The organism is Halomonas alkalisoli (assembly GCF_021412585.1).
Classification (GTDB): domain Bacteria; phylum Pseudomonadota; class Gammaproteobacteria; order Pseudomonadales; family Halomonadaceae; genus Halomonas; species Halomonas alkalisoli.
The window spans coordinates 304292-323260 of sequence record NZ_JAKCMI010000023.1 but is presented as its reverse complement, the minus strand read 5'-3'; the positions used below and the strand labels follow the sequence as shown (position 1 = coordinate 323260).

Annotated in this window: 15 protein-coding genes; 5 read left to right on the top strand and 10 right to left on the bottom strand. The window is 64.2% G+C overall.

Going from position 1 to position 18969, the window contains the following annotated elements; genetic code table 11:
* Positions 1-78: 78 nt before the first annotated feature.
* Positions 79-1266: an acetyl-CoA C-acyltransferase gene (locus LY622_RS10050; protein WP_234290757.1), complete on the top strand. Its 1188-nt coding sequence runs from the start codon at positions 79-81 to the stop codon at positions 1264-1266.
* Between the two features lie 102 nt (positions 1267-1368).
* The gene (locus LY622_RS10045; RefSeq protein ID WP_234290756.1) at positions 1369-2139 is read left to right on the top strand and encodes an alpha/beta fold hydrolase; all 771 of its coding nucleotides are present in this window, start codon (positions 1369-1371) and stop codon (positions 2137-2139) included.
* Between the two features lie 156 nt (positions 2140-2295).
* On the opposite strand, the gene LY622_RS10040 is transcribed toward LY622_RS10045, so the two are convergent.
* Together LY622_RS10040 and LY622_RS10035 are read right to left on the bottom strand one after the other, a co-directional pair.
* Positions 2296-3096 carry an ABC transporter permease gene (locus LY622_RS10040; protein WP_234290755.1) on the bottom strand — a complete coding sequence of 267 codons (801 nt, stop codon included), beginning with the start codon at positions 3094-3096 and terminating at the stop codon, positions 2296-2298.
* Positions 3087-3704 (bottom strand): ABC transporter ATP-binding protein, encoded by a 618-nt coding sequence (locus tag LY622_RS10035; protein ID WP_234290754.1) that lies wholly within the window; start codon positions 3702-3704, stop codon positions 3087-3089. The genes LY622_RS10040 and LY622_RS10035 overlap by 10 nt, the downstream gene beginning before the upstream one ends.
* 166 nt (positions 3705-3870) lie before the next feature.
* Here LY622_RS10035 and arsB point away from each other — a divergent pair, with 166 nt between their 5' ends.
* Together arsB and LY622_RS10025 are read left to right on the top strand one after the other, a co-directional pair.
* Entirely contained in the window at positions 3871-4974 is a 1104-nt protein-coding gene (gene arsB / locus LY622_RS10030; protein ID WP_234290753.1) for an ACR3 family arsenite efflux transporter, read from the top strand.
* A 41-nt stretch (positions 4975-5015) separates the two neighbouring features.
* Positions 5016-6230 carry an MFS transporter gene (locus tag LY622_RS10025; protein ID WP_234290752.1) on the top strand — a complete coding sequence of 405 codons (1215 nt, stop codon included), beginning with the start codon at positions 5016-5018 and terminating at the stop codon, positions 6228-6230.
* A gap of 7 nt (positions 6231-6237) precedes the next feature.
* Here LY622_RS10025 and LY622_RS10020 read toward each other — a convergent pair whose 3' ends face one another.
* Positions 6238-6582, bottom strand: a complete 345-nt coding sequence (locus tag LY622_RS10020) for a metalloregulator ArsR/SmtB family transcription factor (protein WP_439649582.1) — start codon at positions 6580-6582, stop codon at positions 6238-6240.
* A gap of 81 nt (positions 6583-6663) precedes the next feature.
* A complete protein-coding gene (locus LY622_RS10015) occupies positions 6664-7857 on the bottom strand; it encodes a multidrug effflux MFS transporter (protein ID WP_234290750.1) in 1194 nt (397 codons plus the stop codon).
* 144 nt (positions 7858-8001) lie between these two features.
* On the opposite strand from LY622_RS10015, the gene tal reads away from it, so the two are divergent.
* Positions 8002-8940: a transaldolase gene (gene tal, locus LY622_RS10010; RefSeq protein ID WP_234290749.1), complete on the top strand. Its 939-nt coding sequence runs from the start codon at positions 8002-8004 to the stop codon at positions 8938-8940.
* Positions 8941-9144: 204 nt separating this feature from the next.
* On the opposite strand, the gene LY622_RS10005 is transcribed toward tal, so the two are convergent.
* The 6 genes from LY622_RS10005 to LY622_RS09980 form a co-directional block, all read right to left on the bottom strand.
* Entirely contained in the window at positions 9145-9666 is a 522-nt protein-coding gene (locus tag LY622_RS10005; protein ID WP_234290748.1) for an STAS domain-containing protein, read from the bottom strand.
* Positions 9667-9679: 13 nt separating this feature from the next.
* On the bottom strand, positions 9680-10858 hold the full coding sequence (locus LY622_RS10000; RefSeq protein ID WP_234290747.1) for a PP2C family protein-serine/threonine phosphatase: 1179 nt from the start codon (positions 10856-10858) through the stop codon (positions 9680-9682).
* A gap of 10 nt (positions 10859-10868) precedes the next feature.
* The gene (locus LY622_RS09995) at positions 10869-11648 is read right to left on the bottom strand and encodes an MlaA family lipoprotein (protein WP_234290746.1); all 780 of its coding nucleotides are present in this window, start codon (positions 11646-11648) and stop codon (positions 10869-10871) included.
* Between the two features lie 39 nt (positions 11649-11687).
* A complete protein-coding gene (locus LY622_RS09990) occupies positions 11688-12809 on the bottom strand; it encodes a beta-ketoacyl-ACP synthase III (RefSeq protein WP_234290745.1) in 1122 nt (373 codons plus the stop codon).
* A 111-nt stretch (positions 12810-12920) separates the two neighbouring features.
* Entirely contained in the window at positions 12921-16865 is a 3945-nt protein-coding gene (gene hrpA, locus LY622_RS09985) for an ATP-dependent RNA helicase HrpA (RefSeq protein ID WP_234290801.1), read from the bottom strand.
* A gap of 204 nt (positions 16866-17069) precedes the next feature.
* Positions 17070-18755, bottom strand: coding sequence for an AMP-binding protein (locus tag LY622_RS09980; protein ID WP_234290744.1), 1686 nt, complete (start codon positions 18753-18755; stop codon positions 17070-17072).
* Positions 18756-18969: the final 214 nt, after the last annotated feature.

Below are 18969 nucleotides of genomic sequence, written 5' to 3'. Positions count from 1 at the left end.
GTCAATCCACCTGAAAGCCCGGCGCTCGCATCGAATCCCTATACTGACAACATTCACCACTCTCCGGGAGAACACGCCATGAGCAGCCCCACCGATATCGTCTTCCTTTCCGCCGCCCGTACCCCCATGGGCGGGATGCTGGGCAGCCTTTCCAGCATGACGGCTCCCGAACTTGCCGCCACCGCCATTCGCGCCGCCATCGAACGTGCCGGTATCGAGGCATCCGCCATCGACGAAGGGATCATGGGCTGTGTGCTGCCGGGCGGCGTCAAGCAGGGCCCCGCCCGCCAGGCCATGCGCCAGGCCGGGATTCCCGATGGCATCGGCGCCACCACCATCAACAAGCTGTGCGGTTCGGGCATGAAGGCGGCCATGCTGGCTCACGACCTGATCCGCGCCGGCAGCGGCGAGATCCTGCTGGCCGGCGGCATGGAATCCATGTCCAACGCCCCCCACGTGCTGACCAAGGCCCGGACGGGGTATCGACTCGGCCATGGCGAGCTCAAGGACCACATGTTCCTCGACGGCCTCGAGGATGCCGAGACCGGCAAGCTGATGGGGGTCTTCGCCCAGGACGTCGCCAGTTCGCGGGACTACAGCCGCGAGCGGCTGGACGACTTCGCCATCGCCTCACTCGAGCGGGCCATGGAAGCCACCAACGCCGGCCACCTGGACGCCGAGATGGCCCCGGTCACCGTCACCAGCCGCAAGGGCGAGACCGTGGTAAACCATGACGAGCAGCCGTTCCAGGCCAAGCTCGACAAGATCCGCGAGCTGCGTCCGGCCTTCGCCAAGGACGGCACCATCACCGCCGCCAACTCCAGTTCCATCTCCGACGGCGCCTCGGCGCTGATACTGGCCAGCCAGGCAGCGGCAGACAGGCATGGCGTCAAGCCCCTGGCCCGCATGCTGGGGCACAGCACCCACTCACAGCACCCCAGCGAGTTCACCATCGCCCCGGTCGGCGCCATCGACAAGCTGATGAAGAAGCTGGACTGGCGCGTGGCCGACGTCGACCTGTTCGAGATCAACGAAGCCTTCGCCGTGGTCACCCTGCTGGCCATGGACGGGCTCGACATTCCCCACGACAAGGTCAATGTCTACGGCGGCGCCTGCGCCCAGGGCCACCCCATCGGCTCCACCGGCTCGCGCATCATCGCCACCCTGATCCACGCCCTGCGCACCAGGGGCGGCAAGCGCGGCATCGCCAGCCTCTGCATCGGCGGCGGCGAGGCCACCGCGGTGGCGGTCGAACTGATCGACTGACCAACCGGCCACTCGGCCACACCACCGCATGGAAGCCAGCGTCAGCCGACGCTGGCTTCCCTTCGTCTCGGCTGACTGGGTTCGGGCTGACTGGGAGTCACCGTGGTAAAGGAATTCTGGATTGACACCCCGCGGGGCCGGCTCTTTGCCAGTCGCTGGGGATACGAAGGCGCCGATGGGCCTCCGCCAATCGTGCTGCTGCACGATTCTCTGGGTTGTATCGCACTATGGCGGGACTTCCCGGCACGACTGGCCAAGTCGACGGGGCGCGAGGTGATCGCCTATGATCGCCTCGGCTACGGGCGCTCGGCGCCCTACCCTGGGCCGCAGCCGACCAGTTTTATCGCCGACGAGGCGGCGGGCGCCTTTGCCGCCGTTCGCGAGCAGCTGGAACTCGAGCGATTCGTGCTGCTCGGCCACAGTGTGGGCGGCAGCATGGCCGCCCACGCCGCCGCCCGGCACGCCGACAGCTGTGAGTTGCTGATCACGGTAGCGGCCCAGGCCTTCACCGAGCCGGGCACCCTGGCCGGCATTCGCATGGCGGAGCAAGCCTTCCTTCAGCCGAATGGCCTGTCGCGGCTGGCGAAATACCACGGCGACAAGGCCGAGTGGGTGCTGCGCAGCTGGGTCGACAACTGGCATTCAGAGGCCTTCCGCGAATGGCGGCTGGACAACGCCCTCGCTCAGGTGCGCTGCCCTACGCTGGCCATCCACGGCAAGCTCGACGAGTACGGCTCACGGGAGCAACCGGCGCGCATCGCCGCCCTGACGCCCGGCCCCTCCGAGCCATACCTGCTCACCGACTGCGGGCACGTGCCGCACCGCGAATGCCCGGAGCGACTGATCGCCGCCATCATCGGCTTCCAGGGATGAGCAGAACGAGATACTAGGCTATGTACGAAAAGTCGACGAGCGAAGGTCAGGCAAGGCAAAAATCGGCGAAATAGCGGAGTTTACTGGGTGTAAATGAGCATTTTGAGCCGATTTTTAACGCCGCATGGCCAAGCGCAGGCAGTTTTCGCACAAAGCCTAGCCAGGCACCGCCAATCGATCTAGCCGCAGCCGCTCGCGGGAGTCGAACAGACGGCGACTACCCGCCGCTACCGCTGCCAGGGTGCCGAAGCCGGTGCCCAGGGTAATGGTAAACATCACCAGAATCTGATACTTGACCGCCAGGGCCGGTGGGCTACCCGCCAGTATCTGGCCGGTCATCATCCCCGGCAGGCTGACCACCCCGGCGGCGGCCATGGCGTTGATCATCGGCATCAGGCCGCTGCGCATCGCCTCGCGGCGAATGTCACCAATGGCCTCCTGCCAGGACTGGCCCAGCATCAGCCGGCTCTCGATCACCGCCCGCTGCTGCCAGGCGGTATCGGTGAGGCGATCCAGTGCCAGGGCGACCCCGGTCATGGTGTTGCCGAGCATCATGCCCAGCAGTGGAATGGCATACTGTGGCCGGTACCATGGGTCTGGGCCGATGATCACCGTCAGCGTCAACACGGTGACGGTGAACGACGACAGGAACATCGACAGGGTACCGATGCCGAAGGCCCAGCCGCCCTTCAAGCGGCGTTTCTGCCGTGCCATCACCTCGCGTCCGGCGATCAGCAGCATGGCCACTGCCATCAGGCTCACCCAGACCAAGCGTTCGGCGGCGAACAATGCCTCCAGCACCAGGCCGATCAGCGCCAGTTGAACGACAGTACGCAAGGCGGCGATGAGCAGGCTGCGACTCATGCCCAGCCGCATCACGGCCGTGCAGCCGGCCAGCACGACGACCATCGAGGCCGCAAGGGCCAGCTGCCACCAGGAGAGCTCGATCACGTCCATGCCGCCTCCTGCACAAGCAGCCGACTGCCCTCGATACGCAGATGGCGATTTGCCACCCGCACGATCTGCCCCTTGTCGTGGGCCACCCACAGCGTCGGCCAGCCACGCGATTCAATCCGCGACGCCAGCCAGTTTTCCACCCGGTCTCGGGTCGCGTCATCCAGGTTGGCGGTAGGCTCATCCAGCAACAGCACCCTCGGCTCTCGGCTCACGGCCCGCAGCAGCGACAGGCGCTGCTTTTCGCCGGTGGAGAGCCGGCCGACCTGCCATGACATCACCTCGCGCTCGAAGCCGAGCGCTGCGAGATCGCCATCCTCGACCCCATCGGAAAAGTGCTCGCCCACCCGGTCGCTCCACCATTGGCTTTCCGCCGGCACCAGCATCACCTGGCGCCGCCAGCGATGGGCCGGTATCGTCGACTGAGCCTGGCCCGCCAGCCATACCTCACCCCCGTGGGGCTCGAGATCGGCCACGGCACGAAGCAGGCGGCTCTTGCCGGACCCACTGGCCCCGGAAAGACAGACAATGTCACCTGGGCTCACGTTGAGGTCGACGGCTTCCAGCTCGCCTACCGTGAGCCTCTCGAGGCGTAGCAAAGTGGGCTGCACATGCACTCCTGGCCGGATGAACTAGCAATTTCCTGTTGATCATACCAGCCTTCTATCGGCTGACCGGAAGGGAGATGAATTGCCCATATATGGAATTCCATATATTCTAGACGAACAAGCATGCCTCTGGCCCACACCCCGCCATGACCACATCAGGACTCAAGGAATGACCGCACTTCAGGATTCGCAGTCCCCCTCCACCAGCGAAGGCATGGGCCTCTTCGAGCGCTTTCTCTCGGTTTGGGTGGCGCTGGCGATCGTCGCCGGGGTACTGGTCGGCCAGTTCGCCCCGGCCGTTCCCGAGACCCTGTCGCGCTTCGAGGTCGCCCAGGTGTCGATCCCGGTAGCCATCCTCATCTGGGCAATGATCTTTCCGATGATGGCCCAGATCGACTTCGCCGCCGTCCTGGGCGTGCGGCGCCAACCGAAAGGATTGATTATCACCACGTCGGTGAACTGGCTGATCAAGCCCTTCACCATGTTTGCCATCGCCTGGTTCTTCCTGATGGTGCTGTTCCGCCCGTTCATTCCCGAGGAGCTGGCCCGCCAGTACCTGGCCGGCGCCATCCTGCTGGGGGCGGCCCCCTGCACCGCCATGGTCTTCGTCTGGAGCTACCTCACCCGTGGCGATGCCGCCTATACCCTGGTGCAGGTCTCGCTCAACGACCTGATCATGCTGTTCGCCTTCGCCCCCATCGTGGTACTCCTGCTCGGCATCTCGAATATCCAGGTGCCCTGGGATACCGTCGCGCTCTCGGTCTTTCTCTATATCGTGATCCCGCTGGCCGCTGGCTACCTGACCCGGCGGGCCCTGATCGCCCGTAACGGCGCCGAATGGTACGACAATGTCTTCATGAAGCGGGTGGGGCCAATCACACCGATCGGCCTGATCATCACCCTGGTGCTGCTGTTCGCCTTTCAGGGCGACGTGATCATCGCCAATCCGCTGCATATCGTGCTGATTGCCATCCCGCTGATCATCCAGACCGTGCTGATCTTCTTCATCGCCTATGGCTGGGCCAAGGCGTGGAGGGTACCCCACAACGTGGCCGCCCCCGGCGCCATGATCGGCGCCAGCAACTTCTTCGAGCTGGCGGTGGCTGCGGCCATCGCGCTGTTCGGCCTGCAGTCCGGCGCGGCGCTGGCCACGGTGGTGGGTGTACTGGTGGAGGTGCCCCTGATGCTGGCGCTGGTACGCATCGCCAACAAGACACGTCACCACTTCCCCACGGCAGCGACGAACCAAGCGTCAGCGACACACCAAACGTGATTCCGGCTTGTCCCGCCGTTCGGCAAAGACCAGGATAAGGCATGAGAATTTCCCTCTGGCAGCGCCACCCCCTGGCCGTGATCGTTCTTGCCCAGCTGTTCGGCACCTCGCTATGGTTCAGCGTCAATGGCGTTGGCCTTTCGCTCTCTCGTGATCTGGGCTTTACCGAGGTCGACCTGGGCCGCCTCACCCTTGCCGTGCAGGCGGGCTTCATCTGCGGCACCCTGTTCATCGCCACCACCGGCCTTGCCGACCGCTTCCGCGCCAGCCGTATCTTCGCCGCCTCCTGCCTGGCAGGCGCGCTGGTTAACGCCGGTTTCGTGCTGGTGGCGTCGCAATTTCCGCTGGCCGTGCTATTGCGCTTCGCCACCGGGCTATGCCTGGCCGGGATCTATCCACTGGGCATGAAGCTGGTTATCGGCTGGACACCCAAGCACACCGGCGCGGCCCTGGCCTGGCTGGTAGGCATGCTGACCCTGGGCACCGCCATGCCGCACCTGTTGCGCGGGGGGACCCTGGGCATGCCGTGGGAGTGGCCACTGTTGGGCGCCTCACTGCTGGCCCTGGTGGGTGGGGCCATGGTTCGGGTACTGGGAGACGGCCCTCACCTGCCCCCTTCCTCCGGCAAGGCACGGCTTACCGAGGGGCTTGCCGCCCTGGGCGAAAAGCGATTCCGGGGCGTGGCCGGCGGCTATTTCGGCCACTGCTGGGAACTCTACGCCTTCTGGATGTTGACGCCTTTCCTGGTCTACCGGGAAATCGAACGGCTGGCCGGCTCCACCGACCTGGTGGCCTGGCTCTCCTTCGGCATCATCGCACTGGGACTGGCAGGCTGTGTCGGCGGCGGCCTGGTGAGCCGAAGCCTGGGCAGCCTATGGGTAGCCCGCTGGTCGCTGACGGCTTCCGGTGCGATCTGCCTGGCCTACCCTCTGCTGGCCTGGGCGCCGCCCGGGCTGCTGTTGATTTTACTGGCCTTATGGGGCCTGACTGTTATTGCCGACTCGCCACAGTTCTCCGCGCTGGCCGCCGCGACGGCACCGCGTGAACGCATCGGCTCGACCCTGGCGGTGATGAATGCCGTGGGCTTCGCCCTCACCATTCCTGCCATTTTCCTCACCACCTCGCTTTGGGCGCTACAGGGCACATGGGTGCTTTGGTGGCTGCTGCCGGGGCCGATCCTTGGTCTGTGGGCGCTGCGTGGCCTTCTCGATCAGGGCAGAGAGTCGATTTCCGAGGCGGCCAAGCGGCAGGGCTGATGCCGGGTCAACACATGGCCAGGCGCCGCTCTGGACGGTTGCCCATTGATGCGAGGCGCTGCTGCAGCCGCTGCAGCCGCTCCATCTCGCCCTGCGACGCTGCCTCAAGGACCTTCACTGCCCATGTCGGCAGCTCCTCCTGCAAGCCGTAGTACACCCACTGCCCCTCACGACGGTCGTTGAGTACGCCACAGCCACGCAGTTGAGCCAGGTGGCGCGATACCTTGGGCTGCGACTCCTCCAGCACGTGGGTCATTTCGCAGACACACAGCTCACCCTCCTGTCGTATCAGCAGGGTCAGCAATAGCCGAGTATCGTCACCCAGGCATTTGAACAGTTTGTTGGGTTCCAGTGCCGTCAAGACGCTTCCCGCAGTTAGCCAGATCAGCGACCAGTTTACCCCACCCCCCACGGAACGTCAGGAGTGGCGGCGTTACCCGCCCCAGCCATGAGCCGGCTTGCCCGCAAGCCGGCGCAATCCCAGGTTGCCGATCAGCGATGCCAGCAGCATGGTCAGCACCATGGGCCAAAGGCTCTCGATCTCGAAGAGACCGACCATGACGCCAGCCAAGGCGGCGGAGCCGAACTTGATCCCGCCCATCATTGCCGTCGCCGTCGCACTCATATGGCCGAAGTGATCGAGCAGTGCCGACATGGCGTTGGGGGTGATCAACCCGATCATCCCGGCGTAGACCATGACCAGCAGGACCACCACCGGCAGTGATGCAAGGCCCAGGGCCGCCGCCAGGGCCAGCGCCATGGCAGCGACCAGCTGGATACTCAGGCCGATCTGCAGGTTCTGTTGCGGCGTGCGGCTAGCCAGCAGATATATGTTCACCCGATTGGAGAGGGCAATCACCAGCACATTGGCGCTGAAGACCACCGGGTACATGGCCGGCGAGAGGCCGAAATACTCCAGGTAGATATAGGGCGATGCCGTGATGAAGGCGAACAGGCCTCCGAAGGAGGCGGCCACGGCGCAGATGTAGCCCATCGCCTCACGATGGCGCAGGACACTGGCGTAGTTGGTCAGCACCTGGCGGAACGATGCCACCGGTTGGCCGGGGTCCCGGGTCTCGGGCAGCCGGGTCCCCATGAACCACAGCAGGAAGGCCGCATAAACGGCCAGGAAGACGAAGATCAGCCACCAGTCGGCGAGATAGAGCAGCCCACTCCCCACCACCGGCGCCACCAACGGCGCCAGCATCATGATCATGACCATGGTGGACATCACGCTCGCCGCCTCGCGGCCGCTGAAGCAGTCGCGGACGATGGCCGCCGAGTTGACCACGCAGGCACCGCCGCCCAGCGCCTGGACGAAGCGCCATGCAAGCAGCTCAGGCAGCGTACCGATGGTGGTGATGGCCAGACTGGCGAGCAGGAAGACCACCAGCCCGCCCAGCAGGACAGGCTTGCGCCCCACCCTGTCGGAAAGGGGTCCGAAGAGCAGCTGGCCGATGGCGAAGCCAGCCAGAAAGACGCTGATCGACAGTTCCGTATGGTGAATGCTGGCCCCTATACTGTCAGCGAGCGCTGACATCGCGGGCAAGTAGGCATCGATGGCGAAAGGTGCCAGCGCCGTATTGGCCGCCACCAGCAGTGCCACGCGTCGAGGGTTCAGATTCAAGACAACTCCGAGTCGGTTGATGTCCGGCCGATTGCTAGGCTGCTAATGATAGACCAAGTCGGCGCAACTTGTCGTGCCGCGACCTGTTACCACGCCGGGCCGCTTGCTAAAGTGGTCGGATACTCAACCCCAGGAGCTTCAACAATGGCAGAGGACCTGCTTTCACAACTCAAACAGATGAGTACCGTAGTGGCCGATACCGGAGATATCGACACTATCCGCCGTTACAGCCCGCAGGATGCCACGACCAATCCCTCACTGATTCTTCAGGCGGCCCAGCAGGTAAACCGGCGCTCCCGACTGGCGGAGATCGCCAGCCACAGCACCGATATCGACGACGCCCTGGACGCCGTGGCAGTGGAGATCGGCAGCGAGATCAGCGCCCTGGTGCCCGGCTATGTCTCGACCGAGGTCAGCGCCAAGCTCTCCTTCGACACCAACGGGACCCTGGCTCGCGCGCGCTCCCTGATCGAGCGCTATGACCGCCACGACATCCCGCCCGAACGCATCCTGATCAAGGTTGCAGCGACCTGGGAAGGCATTCGCGCCGCCCGTCAGCTGGAACGGGAAGGCATCCGCACCAACCTGACCCTGCTCTTCAGTTTCACCCAGGCACTTGCCTGTGCCGATGCCGGCGTCACGCTGGTCTCGCCTTTCGTCGGGCGTATCCTGGACTGGCACAAGGCCGAATGGCCGGATGGCGACTTCAGCGGTGACAACGATCCCGGCGTCAAATCGGTCAGGCGAATCTACGAGCACTACAAGGGGCACGGGTACCGTACCATCGTCATGGGGGCGAGTTTTCGCAACATGGGCGAGATCCAGGCGTTGGCAGGCTGCGATCGCCTGACCATCTCTCCTGCCCTGCTTGGCGAACTGGCGGAGACCCAGGGTCACCTCGAGCGCCGCCTGGTACCGATCGATGCCGAAACCTCGGCCCCGGAGCCCCAGGACGAGTCCGAGTTCCGCTGGTCCCTCAACGAGGATGCCATGGCCACCGAGAAGCTGGCCGAGGGGATTCGCAAGTTCACCGCCGACCAGCGCAAGCTGGAGACGCTGCTGGCAGAATTGAGAAAGAAATAGCTGAAGAAGAAATAGTTGAGAAAGACAGGGTTGAGCAAGACAGGATCGAGAAGGACATCGTGAAGGGAACGAACAGGGCCTGAGCACACGCCGCGGGGCATGGAGCGCCCTGGCGGCACACGCCGCTCCCGCCGAATGGGCAACAGCGTCGTTGAGTCACCGGAAGTTCTTGCGGCTGGTTACCCGCCACCCGCTCAGGGCTGTCTATCCGCGCTCAGGCTGTTGCGAAGAAGAGGCCTCCTGGGCTTCCAGCATCTCGACGAGCGGCTGGAACTCCTCGCGATTGTGTTCGTTCATGCGCATCAGGATACGGTGCGCCTCGAGAATACGCTGCCGGGTTTCCTCCATGTCGGACGGCACCTCGGGAAGCTCGCACAGCGCGCAGGATTCGGTGATGGGTGTCTCCACCATGCTAAAGAACTGTGCAAAGCCCATGACCTCGAGCATGCGCTGCACATCGGGGTTGTGTACCACGATGGTGGGCTTGTACGAGATCCGATCCTTGACCGCCATGGCCACCTTGGCCAGGAACCCCAAGGCTGTGGAGTCCACGTTGGTTGCCTCACGCAGATCGATTATCAGCGTCTCCAGGCCAGGCGTTTCGGCAAGCTGCTGAGCCTGCCAGTCCAGCGTGGCACAAAGCGTGAGTCGCACATCGCCGCAAAGCTTGAGTACGAAGACGCCGGAGTCGAATGCCGCCTTTACGCGCCCCTCATTAGTGATCATCGCCAAATCCGCTCTACATCATGATCGTCAGGTCATCGGGCAGCTCTTCACCACTGTGTTTCCCTTCGGCATCAATGTCACCGGAAGCGTTCAGGGCCAAGCTGTCTCGAAGTCGTTCCAACGTAGTGCAGGTTAGAACCCGTTGCTCCAGCTCCCTGAGCCTCATGTCGAGCGTCTCGCCCGGCAGGCACTCCAGAATTCCATCCGAACACAACCATAACGTGAAGTTGGCCGGTAACCTATACGTCAAACGTGGATACTCCACATTCGGAAACAAACCGACCGGCATTCCCTCACCGGGCAATTCGACGACCTTGCCATCGGCCACCAGCAGCGGCTTCGGGAGCTGCGCCCCCAGCGAGTAGTAGAGGCAATGATCGACATGGTCTATCACGCCGACGAAGAGGGTCGCGTGCTTGCCGATCCCGGTATCGAGCAGCTCCCGATTGAGTGCCGTCAGCCAGTGTGCGGGGAGATGCTCCGGCTGCTTGCCGTCCCACTCATTCAGCCAGCGGTTGCACAGGTACTTGAGCAGGACGGTGACGAATGCCGAGGAGGCGCCATGGCCCGATACATCGGCGAAATAGAATATCGTGTAGCGATCGTCAAAGCGCTGGAAGTCGAGGAAGTCGCCCGACAGGTAGAGCGACGGCACCAGCCAGTAGTCGCAGGTGATCCCACCCAGGGTCTGCGGGTGCGGTGGCAGCAGCTTGCGCTGGATCTGGCCGCCCGCCTGCTGGTCCAGGCGCAACAGGGCCAGGTGGGTCTCCAGGCTCTCGTTGAGCTCTTCCAGGTGTTCATTCAGTTGGGCCAGACGCTCGCGATCACGGTTCCTCTCATCCTCGAGCCGACGCAGCTCGATGGCCTTGCGAATCATTCGCCGCAATAGTTGCCCATGCCGCATGGGCTCGACGACATAGTCCACCAGGCCCACATCCACTGCCGTCAGCAGGTCGGCATCGAGGCGCGAGTCGCTCACCACCACCGTCGGCAGGCGCTCGGTCAGGCTTGCCCACTCCAGGCTCGGCACCGCCCGTGCATGGGCGACGACCAGCGACGTCTCGGCGGGAAGATCCTCAAGCCGCTCGGCGGCAAGCACCGCCAGGCCATCGCGGGCAATGGTGTCGGCCAGGGCATCCCGATAATCGCCCGGTTCGTCGAGTACGCCAATCAACGGCTTGGGTGCATCCATGGATCAGGCCTCAATCGGCGAAATCAGAATCGTCGAAGTCCGCATCGTCAAACTCGAAATCATAGTCATCGCTGGCAAAGGGATCGTCACCCAGTTCCCCGTCGCTGACTTCGAAACGCCGTCGCTGCAGGTAGGCGTCGCGAATGAAGACATAGCGGTCACCACGTATCATCTCTTCCTGATCGAGAAGGCCTGCGCGCATGTCCACTACCCGCAGAGCGGTCAGACCGTAGCGCACCTTGTCATCTTCTACATAAGTGAGAGGATAAGTATAGGTGTCAAGCGGCAGTCCGGCAGTGTCACGCACGGTACTCGGGCCCAGGAGAGGCAGTACCAGGTAGGGGCCTTCGCCGACACCCCAGACTCCCAGCGTCTGGCCGAAATCCTCGTCGCGTCCGGTGATGTCCATATGGGTCGCAAAGTCCCAGAGGCCGCCGATGCCTACGGTGGTATTGATCAGGAAGCGCGAGGTGGCGATGCCGGCATTGCCGGGCTTGGCCTGGAGCAGGCTGTTCAACGCCGTACGGAGCTCCCCGAGGTTGGAAAAGAAATTCCCCACCCCGGTCTGTACCGGCTGGGGCGTGACGGTTCGGTAGCCACGTGAAACCGGCTTGAGAATCGCACGATCCAGCGCGTCATTGAAGGCGAACACCTGGCGATTGAATCCCTCCCAGGGGTCATCCGGATGGCGATCCTCGATCGGTATGTTGCTGGCACAGCCGGCCAGCATGACCATTGTCATCAAGGCGACCAGGGGCCCTGTGACGGAACCGGTCCGTTTATTGCCCATCGCGAGAGACTCCCTTCATGGATAACCGGGGTGGCAGCATCATTGGCGACGCACCACCACGCAGCCGGCACTGTAACCGGCTCCAAAGGAGCAGACCACCCCCAGTGCCCCCGGCGCCAGGTCGGCATGGTGCAGATGGAAGGCGATGATGGAACCTGCCGAACTGGTATTGGCATAGCGATCGAGGATGATCGGCGCCTGGGTGGCATCGGGATCGTGGCCCAGCACCCGGCGCGCAATCAGGTCGTTCATGTGACGGTTGGCCTGATGCAGCCACAGCCGTGAAAGGTCGCTGCCGGAGAGCTCGAGGCTGGCCAGGTGGTCGCCGATCAGGGCCGCGACCATGGGACAGACCTCCTTGAACACCCGGCGCCCTTCCTGCACGAACAGCTTGTCGAGCGCCTGCGGGTCGCTGTCGGTGACCCGATTGAGGAAGCCGGCATTGTTGCGGATGGCATTCGAGAAGCGTGTCACCAGGCGTGTGCCGAGGACCTCGAAGCGCACCTCTGCGGTTGCCAGCTCCGCATCCTCCAGCACCACGGCGGTACAGGCATCGCCGAAGATGAAGTGGCTATCGCGATCACGGAAGTTGAGGTGCGCCGAACAGATCTCGGGGCTGACCACCAGCGCGCGCTTGACGTTACCGGAGCGAATCGCGCTGGTGGCCATGTCGATGGCGAAGGTGGCCGACGAGCAGGCCACGTTCATGTCGAAGGCGCAGCCGCTGGCGCCCAGCGCCGCCTGGAGTTCCACCGCCACTGCCGGGTAGGGGCGCTCCAGGTTGGAACAGGCGACGATGACCAGGCCGATGTCAGCGGCTTCGATGCCCGCGGCTGCCAGTGCCTGCCGGGCCGCCGCCAGGCCCATTTCGCACTGGATCGATGGCTCGTCGTTGGTCCGCTGCGGCAGGTGCGGGCGCATCCGGTCGATATCGAGAATGCCCTCGGCATCCATCACGTATCGGCTGTGGATGCCCGACGCCTTGATGATGAACTCACTGCTCGAATGTGCCAGCGGCACCGCATCGCCAGCCTGGATGGCCGCCGCATTTCGGCCGTTTTCCGCATCGACCCAGCGGTTGAACGACGCCACCAGGGCATCGTTGTCGATGGCGTGCTCCGGCGTAAAGAGCCCCGTGCCGGTGATCACGACGTCTGTCATGGTGTTCTCCCTCATGCGGCCGCCTGGCCGCCTGTTCTATTCCGGACACCGGCCTCGCCGGTGTCCCATTGTCCTGGGTCTCGCCCTGCTGGCCCCACCCTGCCGCTGTCATCAGCCGCCGGTCGGCCTTGCCCCTGTCAATTCGGCCCAGCGTCGTTCCAGGCGCTTGGTGGATACCGGCATCCGGGTGCCAAGCTGCTGGGCGAACAGGGATACACGCAGCTCCTCGATCCACCAGCCGAACTCGACCAGTTCCGGGTCCTCGTGCCCACCACGCCGCTGGCTCTCGCGCCGGGCCGCCAGACGCGCCTCGAAGTCCTGCACCATCTGCATGTGCATCTGGTCGCGCATGCGCTCCCGCGACGCCTTCTCCAGACGAAGCAGCGCGGCTTCCATGTAGCGTGGATATTCGAAGAGCCATTCACCGGCCTCCCCCACGAAGCCCGGGTGTACCAGACGCTGCATCTGGGCCTTGATATCACTGTAAACCAGCGCCAGCGCCAGGCTGAGATTGCCCTTCAACGCCTTGGTCACTGCCAGGTGCCCTTCGAGCCCGGCCTGCAGGGTAGCGACCAGGGTTTCGGCATGCGGCAGGAGCTCTGCGGCGGAACGGCTGATTCGAGACGCCAGCTCCTCCCGGGAGCGAGGCAGGGGCGACGTGGCCAGCACCTGGGTGAACACGGCCTCCACCACATCCTCATTGAGCTGCCGCTTGCTGCCGACCTTGGCAAACAGCAGCGCACAGGTGTTGAGCCCGGACAGCCGCTCGATGGCCTTGACCTGCTCCGGCAGCCTCGCCATGGCAAGCCTCGCCACCCCGGTGCGATGCGCCCACTCGGCCTTGCCCGGATGGTCGAAGAGTTCGACCCGAAAGGCATCGGCATCGGGCACCAGCGCAGGATAGGCCTCGACCCGGATGCCGGCCTGCGTGGTCACACGCGAGGGCGGCAGCGGCTCCATGGGCAGGTCCGTGACCGCCTCAGCGGCACTGGCTTCCGCGGCCAGGGCCCTGGCGCCCTCTCCGGCGGCCGCCTCGAAGCGACGCTCCAGGACCCGGGCATCGCGCCCCTCGCCCAGCGTCTTCCCCTCGTGATCGACCACCTTCAGGTTCATGATCAGGTGAGGCTCGAGCTGCTCCGTACGCCAATCATCCGGGTGGACCCGCGCACCGGTCTTGCGGCGCAGGAACTCGCCCAGGGCCTCGGTCAAGGGAATGTCGTCGGGCACCAGTGCCTCGAGGGCCGCATCCACCCAGTCGGGAATCGGCACCACCTGGCGACGCAGGGACTTGGGCAGCGACTTCAGCAGCGCAATGCACTTGTCGCGCAACAGGCCCGGCACCAGCCACTCCAGCCGTGCCAATGGCAGCTGGGGCAACATGGCTGCCGGCACCATCAGGGTCACGCCGTCGTCAGGCGCGCCAGGCTCGAAACGGTAGCTCAGTGGATAGCGTACTCCATTCAGCATCAGTTCATCCGGGTATTGTGCCTGGGTGATCTCTTCGGCTTCACGAGCGAGCAGTACCTCACGGTCGAACTTCAGAATATCGGGGTCGTCACGCTCGGCTTGCCGCCGCCAATGCTCGAATCCCTTGCCGTTGTGAATGTCGGCGGGAATGCGGGCATCGTAGAAATCGAACAGTGTTTCTTCATCGACCAGAATATCACGCTTTCGTGCCCGATCCTCTAGCCCCTCGACCTCTTCGACCAATGCGCGATTGTGGTCGAAGAAGGCCCCCCGGGTGCGGAATTCGCCTTCCACCAGGGCGCGACGCAGGAACAGCTCCCGTGCCTCACCGGGGGCGATGGGGCCATAGTGAACCTTGCGACCCGAGACGACGGGCAGCCCGAACAGGGTCACCTGCTCATTGGCCACCACCTGGGCCCGCTTCATTTCCCAGTGGGGATCACTGTAGGTGCGCCTGACCAGGTGACCGGCCAGGGGCTCTATCCACTGTGGCTCGATCCTGGCCACCGTGCGGGCAAACAGCTTCGACGTCTCCACCAGCTCGAAGGCCATCAACCACTTGGGCGATTTCCTCGCCAGCCCCGACCCGGGGTGGATGAAGAACTTGCGGTTGCGCGCCCCCAGGTACTCGCGATTCTCGGTGAGCAGGCCCAGGTGGGAAAGCAGCCCGGGAAGCAGCGCCTTGTGAAGCTGCACGGCGCTCTCGCGATGTGCCCGCTCCCTGGCCTGCTCGTCCTCGACCTCATTCGTCGCCCGCGTGGGAGGAGGTACCTCGATCTCCATCTCGCGCAGCAGCTGGCGCAACTGGCGAAAGGTGTCATGCCATTCGCGCAGGCGCAGGTAATTCAGGTAGTGCTCCTTGCACCAGCGCCGCAGCCGGTTGCCGGAAAACTCGTCGCGCGCCGCCTCGAAGCCATGCCAGAGATTGAGCAGCGCGACGAAATCGGAGTCAGGATCCTGCCAGCGCCGATGGGCCTGATCGGCGGCCTCGCGCTTGTCCGCCGGCCGGTCGCGGGGATCCTGCACCGCCAGTGCCGAGACCACGACCAGCACCTCGCGCAGCCCACCCTGCTCCGCGCCGGCCAGCACCATTCGGGCCAGGCGGGGGTCGATGGGCAGCCGGCTCAGCTTGCGGCCCAGCGGCGTCAGCCGGTTGGCCTGGTCCACCGCGCCCAGCTCGAACAGCAGGCGGAAGCCATCCTTGATGAAACGGGCATCCGGCGGGTCGACGAAGGGGAAGTCCTCGATGTCACCCAGCTTCAGCGACAGCATCGACAGGATCACCGAGGCCAGGTTGGTGCGCCGGATCTCGGGGTCGGTGAAGCCAGGGCGGGAGAGGAAGTCCTCCTCGTCATAGAGGCGAATACAGACACCTTCCGCCACCCGGCCACAACGCCCCTTGCGCTGATCGGCACTGGCCTGGCTGATCGGCTCCACCGGCAGCCGCTGGATCTTGGACTTGTAGCTGTAGCGGCTGATGCGCACCAGCCCGGGATCGATGACGTAGCGAATGCCCGGTACCGTGAGCGAGGTCTCGGCAACATTGGTGGCAAGCACGATGCGACGCCCGGCGTGGGCTGCAAAGACCCGGTTCTGCTCGGCGTTGGAGAGCCGCGCATAGAGCGGCAGTATCTCGGTGCCCTTGAGGTCGGCACGTCGCAGGGTATCCGCCGCCTCGCGGATCTCACGCTCCCCGGGCAGGAAGATCAGGATATCCCGGGGACCATGGAACCAGCGCTTCTCGCGCTCGACCGCCTCGATCTCCTCCACCGCATGCAGGATGCCCTCCTGCAGGGTTCGGTCGGCCTCGTCGTCGGCGTCACGCACCAGGGGCCGATAGCGCACCTCCACCGGATAGGTACGGCCCGAAACCTCCACCACCGGTGCCGGCCTTGGCTTGCCATCCTCGCCGGGCAGCGCGAAATGCGCGGCGAAGCGTTCCACATCGATGGTCGCCGAGGTAATGATCACCTTGAGGTCGGGACGTCGTGCCAGCAGCCGCTTCAGGTAGCCGAGCAGGAAATCGATATTGAGGCTGCGCTCGTGGGCCTCGTCGATGATGATCGCTTCGTAACGGCTAAGGTCCGGATCATGGCGCGTCTCGGCCAGCAGGATGCCGTCGGTCATCAGCTTGATCAGGGTGTCGTCGCCGGTCTCGTCGGTGAAGCGGACCTGGTAACCCACCTGCCCGCCCAGGGGCACGGCCATCTCCTCGGCGAGCCGCGTCGCCACGGAGCGTGCCGCCAGCCGGCGCGGCTGGGTGTGGCCAACCAGGCCGCGACGACCGAGGCCCAGCTCCAGGCAGAGCTTGGGCAGCTGAGTGGTCTTGCCGGACCCCGTCTCCCCCGCCACCACGACTACCTGGTGCTCGCGCAGGGCGGCAAGAATATCGTCGCGCCGCTCGACCACCGGCAGGGAGTCGGGATAGGCCAGCGTCACCGGCATTGCCTCACGCCGTGCAACCAGCGCGGAGGAACGCTCGACGGCCCGCCCGGCCTCGGCGAGCCCCCGGTCAGCCGGCTTGCCTTCTTTCAGGCGTCGCGCCAGCCCGTCGAGCCGACGCTCGAGCCCGGCACGGTCACGCAGCATGACAGCATCGAGCGCCTGATAGAGGCGGTCGAGTTCGTTGTGTTCCGGGGCAGTGGCGGCTGAACCTGGACGGGTGGCGGTGGTCACGGCATCCTCGCGCAAATGGAAAAAACCTGCCCGCTCCGGGCGGGCCGGAACGGGCAGGTCATTGTAACGCTCAGCGGTGGGTCGCGCCTAATGGCAGCTGGCGGCGATCCGGGCAGGTCAGGCCTGCTGTTCTCCCTGCCTCCCCTGCTCCTCATCGCGCAGCTGGCGACGCAGCACCTTGCCGACGTTGGTCTTCGGCAGTTCATCGCGGAATTCCACGAACTTGGGCACCTTGTAGGCGGCCAGTTCCTTCTTGCACCAGTCACGCAGGCTCTGCTCGTCGAGGCTCTCGTCCTTGGCGACCACAAACAGCTTGACCGCCTCGCCGCTGCTCTCGTCGGGCACGCCGACGGCTGCCGACTCGACGATGCCGGGGTGGGCCGCCACGACATCCTCGATCTCGTTGGGATAGACGTTGAAACCCGATACCAGGATCATGTCCTTCTTGCGATCGACGATCTTGATGAAGCCATCCTCCTGCAACACGGCGATGTCACCGGTGGAGAACCAGCCGTCGTCGCTGAGCACCTTGGCGGTTTCCTCGTCGAGGTTCCAATACCCCTTCATCACCTGGGGGCCCTTGACGCACAGTTCACCGGGCTCGCCCAGCGGCAGGTCGTTTCCGTCGGCATCCACGACCTTCACCGAGGTACCGGCCACCGGCTTGCCGATGGTGCCGAGCTGGATATCATCGACCGGGTTGAAGCTGACAACCGGAGAGGTCTCGGTGAGCCCGTAGCCCTCGGCAATATCGCAACCCGTGACTTCCTTCCAGCGCTCCGCCGAAGCCCTGGTCAGCGCCATGCCGCCGGAAATGGTCAGGTGCAGGCGAGAGAAGTCGAGGCTGCGGAAGTCGTCACGGTTGCACAGGGCATTGAACAGCGTGTTCAGGCCAATGAAGGCCGTGAACTTGATGCTCTTGAGCTCCTTGACGAAATTGTCCAGGTCGCGGGGATTGGTGATCAGGATCGAGTGGTTGCCGGTCTTCATCAGGAACAGGCAGTTCACGGTGAAGGTGTAGATGTGATAGACCGGCAGCGGCGCGATCACCACCTCCTTGCCCTCGTCCAGGCCGGGGCCTATGGCCGCTTCCGCCTGCAGCATGTTGGCCACCAGGTTGCAGTGGGTCAGCATGGTGCCCTTGGGCATTCCGGTGGTGCCGCCGGTGTACTGCAGCGCGGCGATATCGTCCAGTTCACGCTCGACCTCGCGATGATTGCGCGAAGCACCGTCCTTCAGCGCCTTGCGAAACGGCACCGCCATGGGCAGCGAGTAGGAGGGCACCATCTTCTTGACATACTTGACCACGGCATTGATCAGGAAGCGCTTGGGGAACCCGTGCAGGTCGCCAAGCTCGGTGACCAGCACATGTTCGATATCGGTACGGTCGAGCACCTTCTCGAGCTTGTCCGCCATGTTGGCGAGAATGAGGATTGCCTTGGCGCCGGAATCCTTGAACTGGTGGGTCATCTCACGCTCGGTATAGAGCGGATTGGTATTGACCACCACCAGGCCGGCACGCATGGCGCCAAACACCGCCACGGGGAATTGCAGCACATTGGGCAGCTGGATGGCGATGCGGTCTCCCGGCTGAAGTCCGGTTTCATGCTGTAGCCAGGCGGCAAAGTGTCCGGAGAGCTTGTCCAGTTCCGAGAAGGTGAGGGTCTGGCCCATGCAGGTGAATGCCGGGTTGTCGCCAAACCGTTTCACCGCCTCATGGAAGACGTCCATGAGCGACCGGTAATTTTCCATCCCCTTCAATTCGGGGCCAGTCAGTATCTGGGTATTGGCGTGCTCACTCATCAACATAATCTCCGCAGCATCGTCGACATCGGTCGGTCGCTCGCCATCGATCATCGACAGTTTTTATTGTGGCCAGGCGGCTACGATATACCAGGCACCACACCACTGTAAAACAGTCGATTGAAACAGGCGTTCATCTCCACGTCATCCATCCCATTGGCAAGCTGCTGCTCTCAAAGCTGGGCAATAAAAGACAAAAAGGCAAATTGCCGCT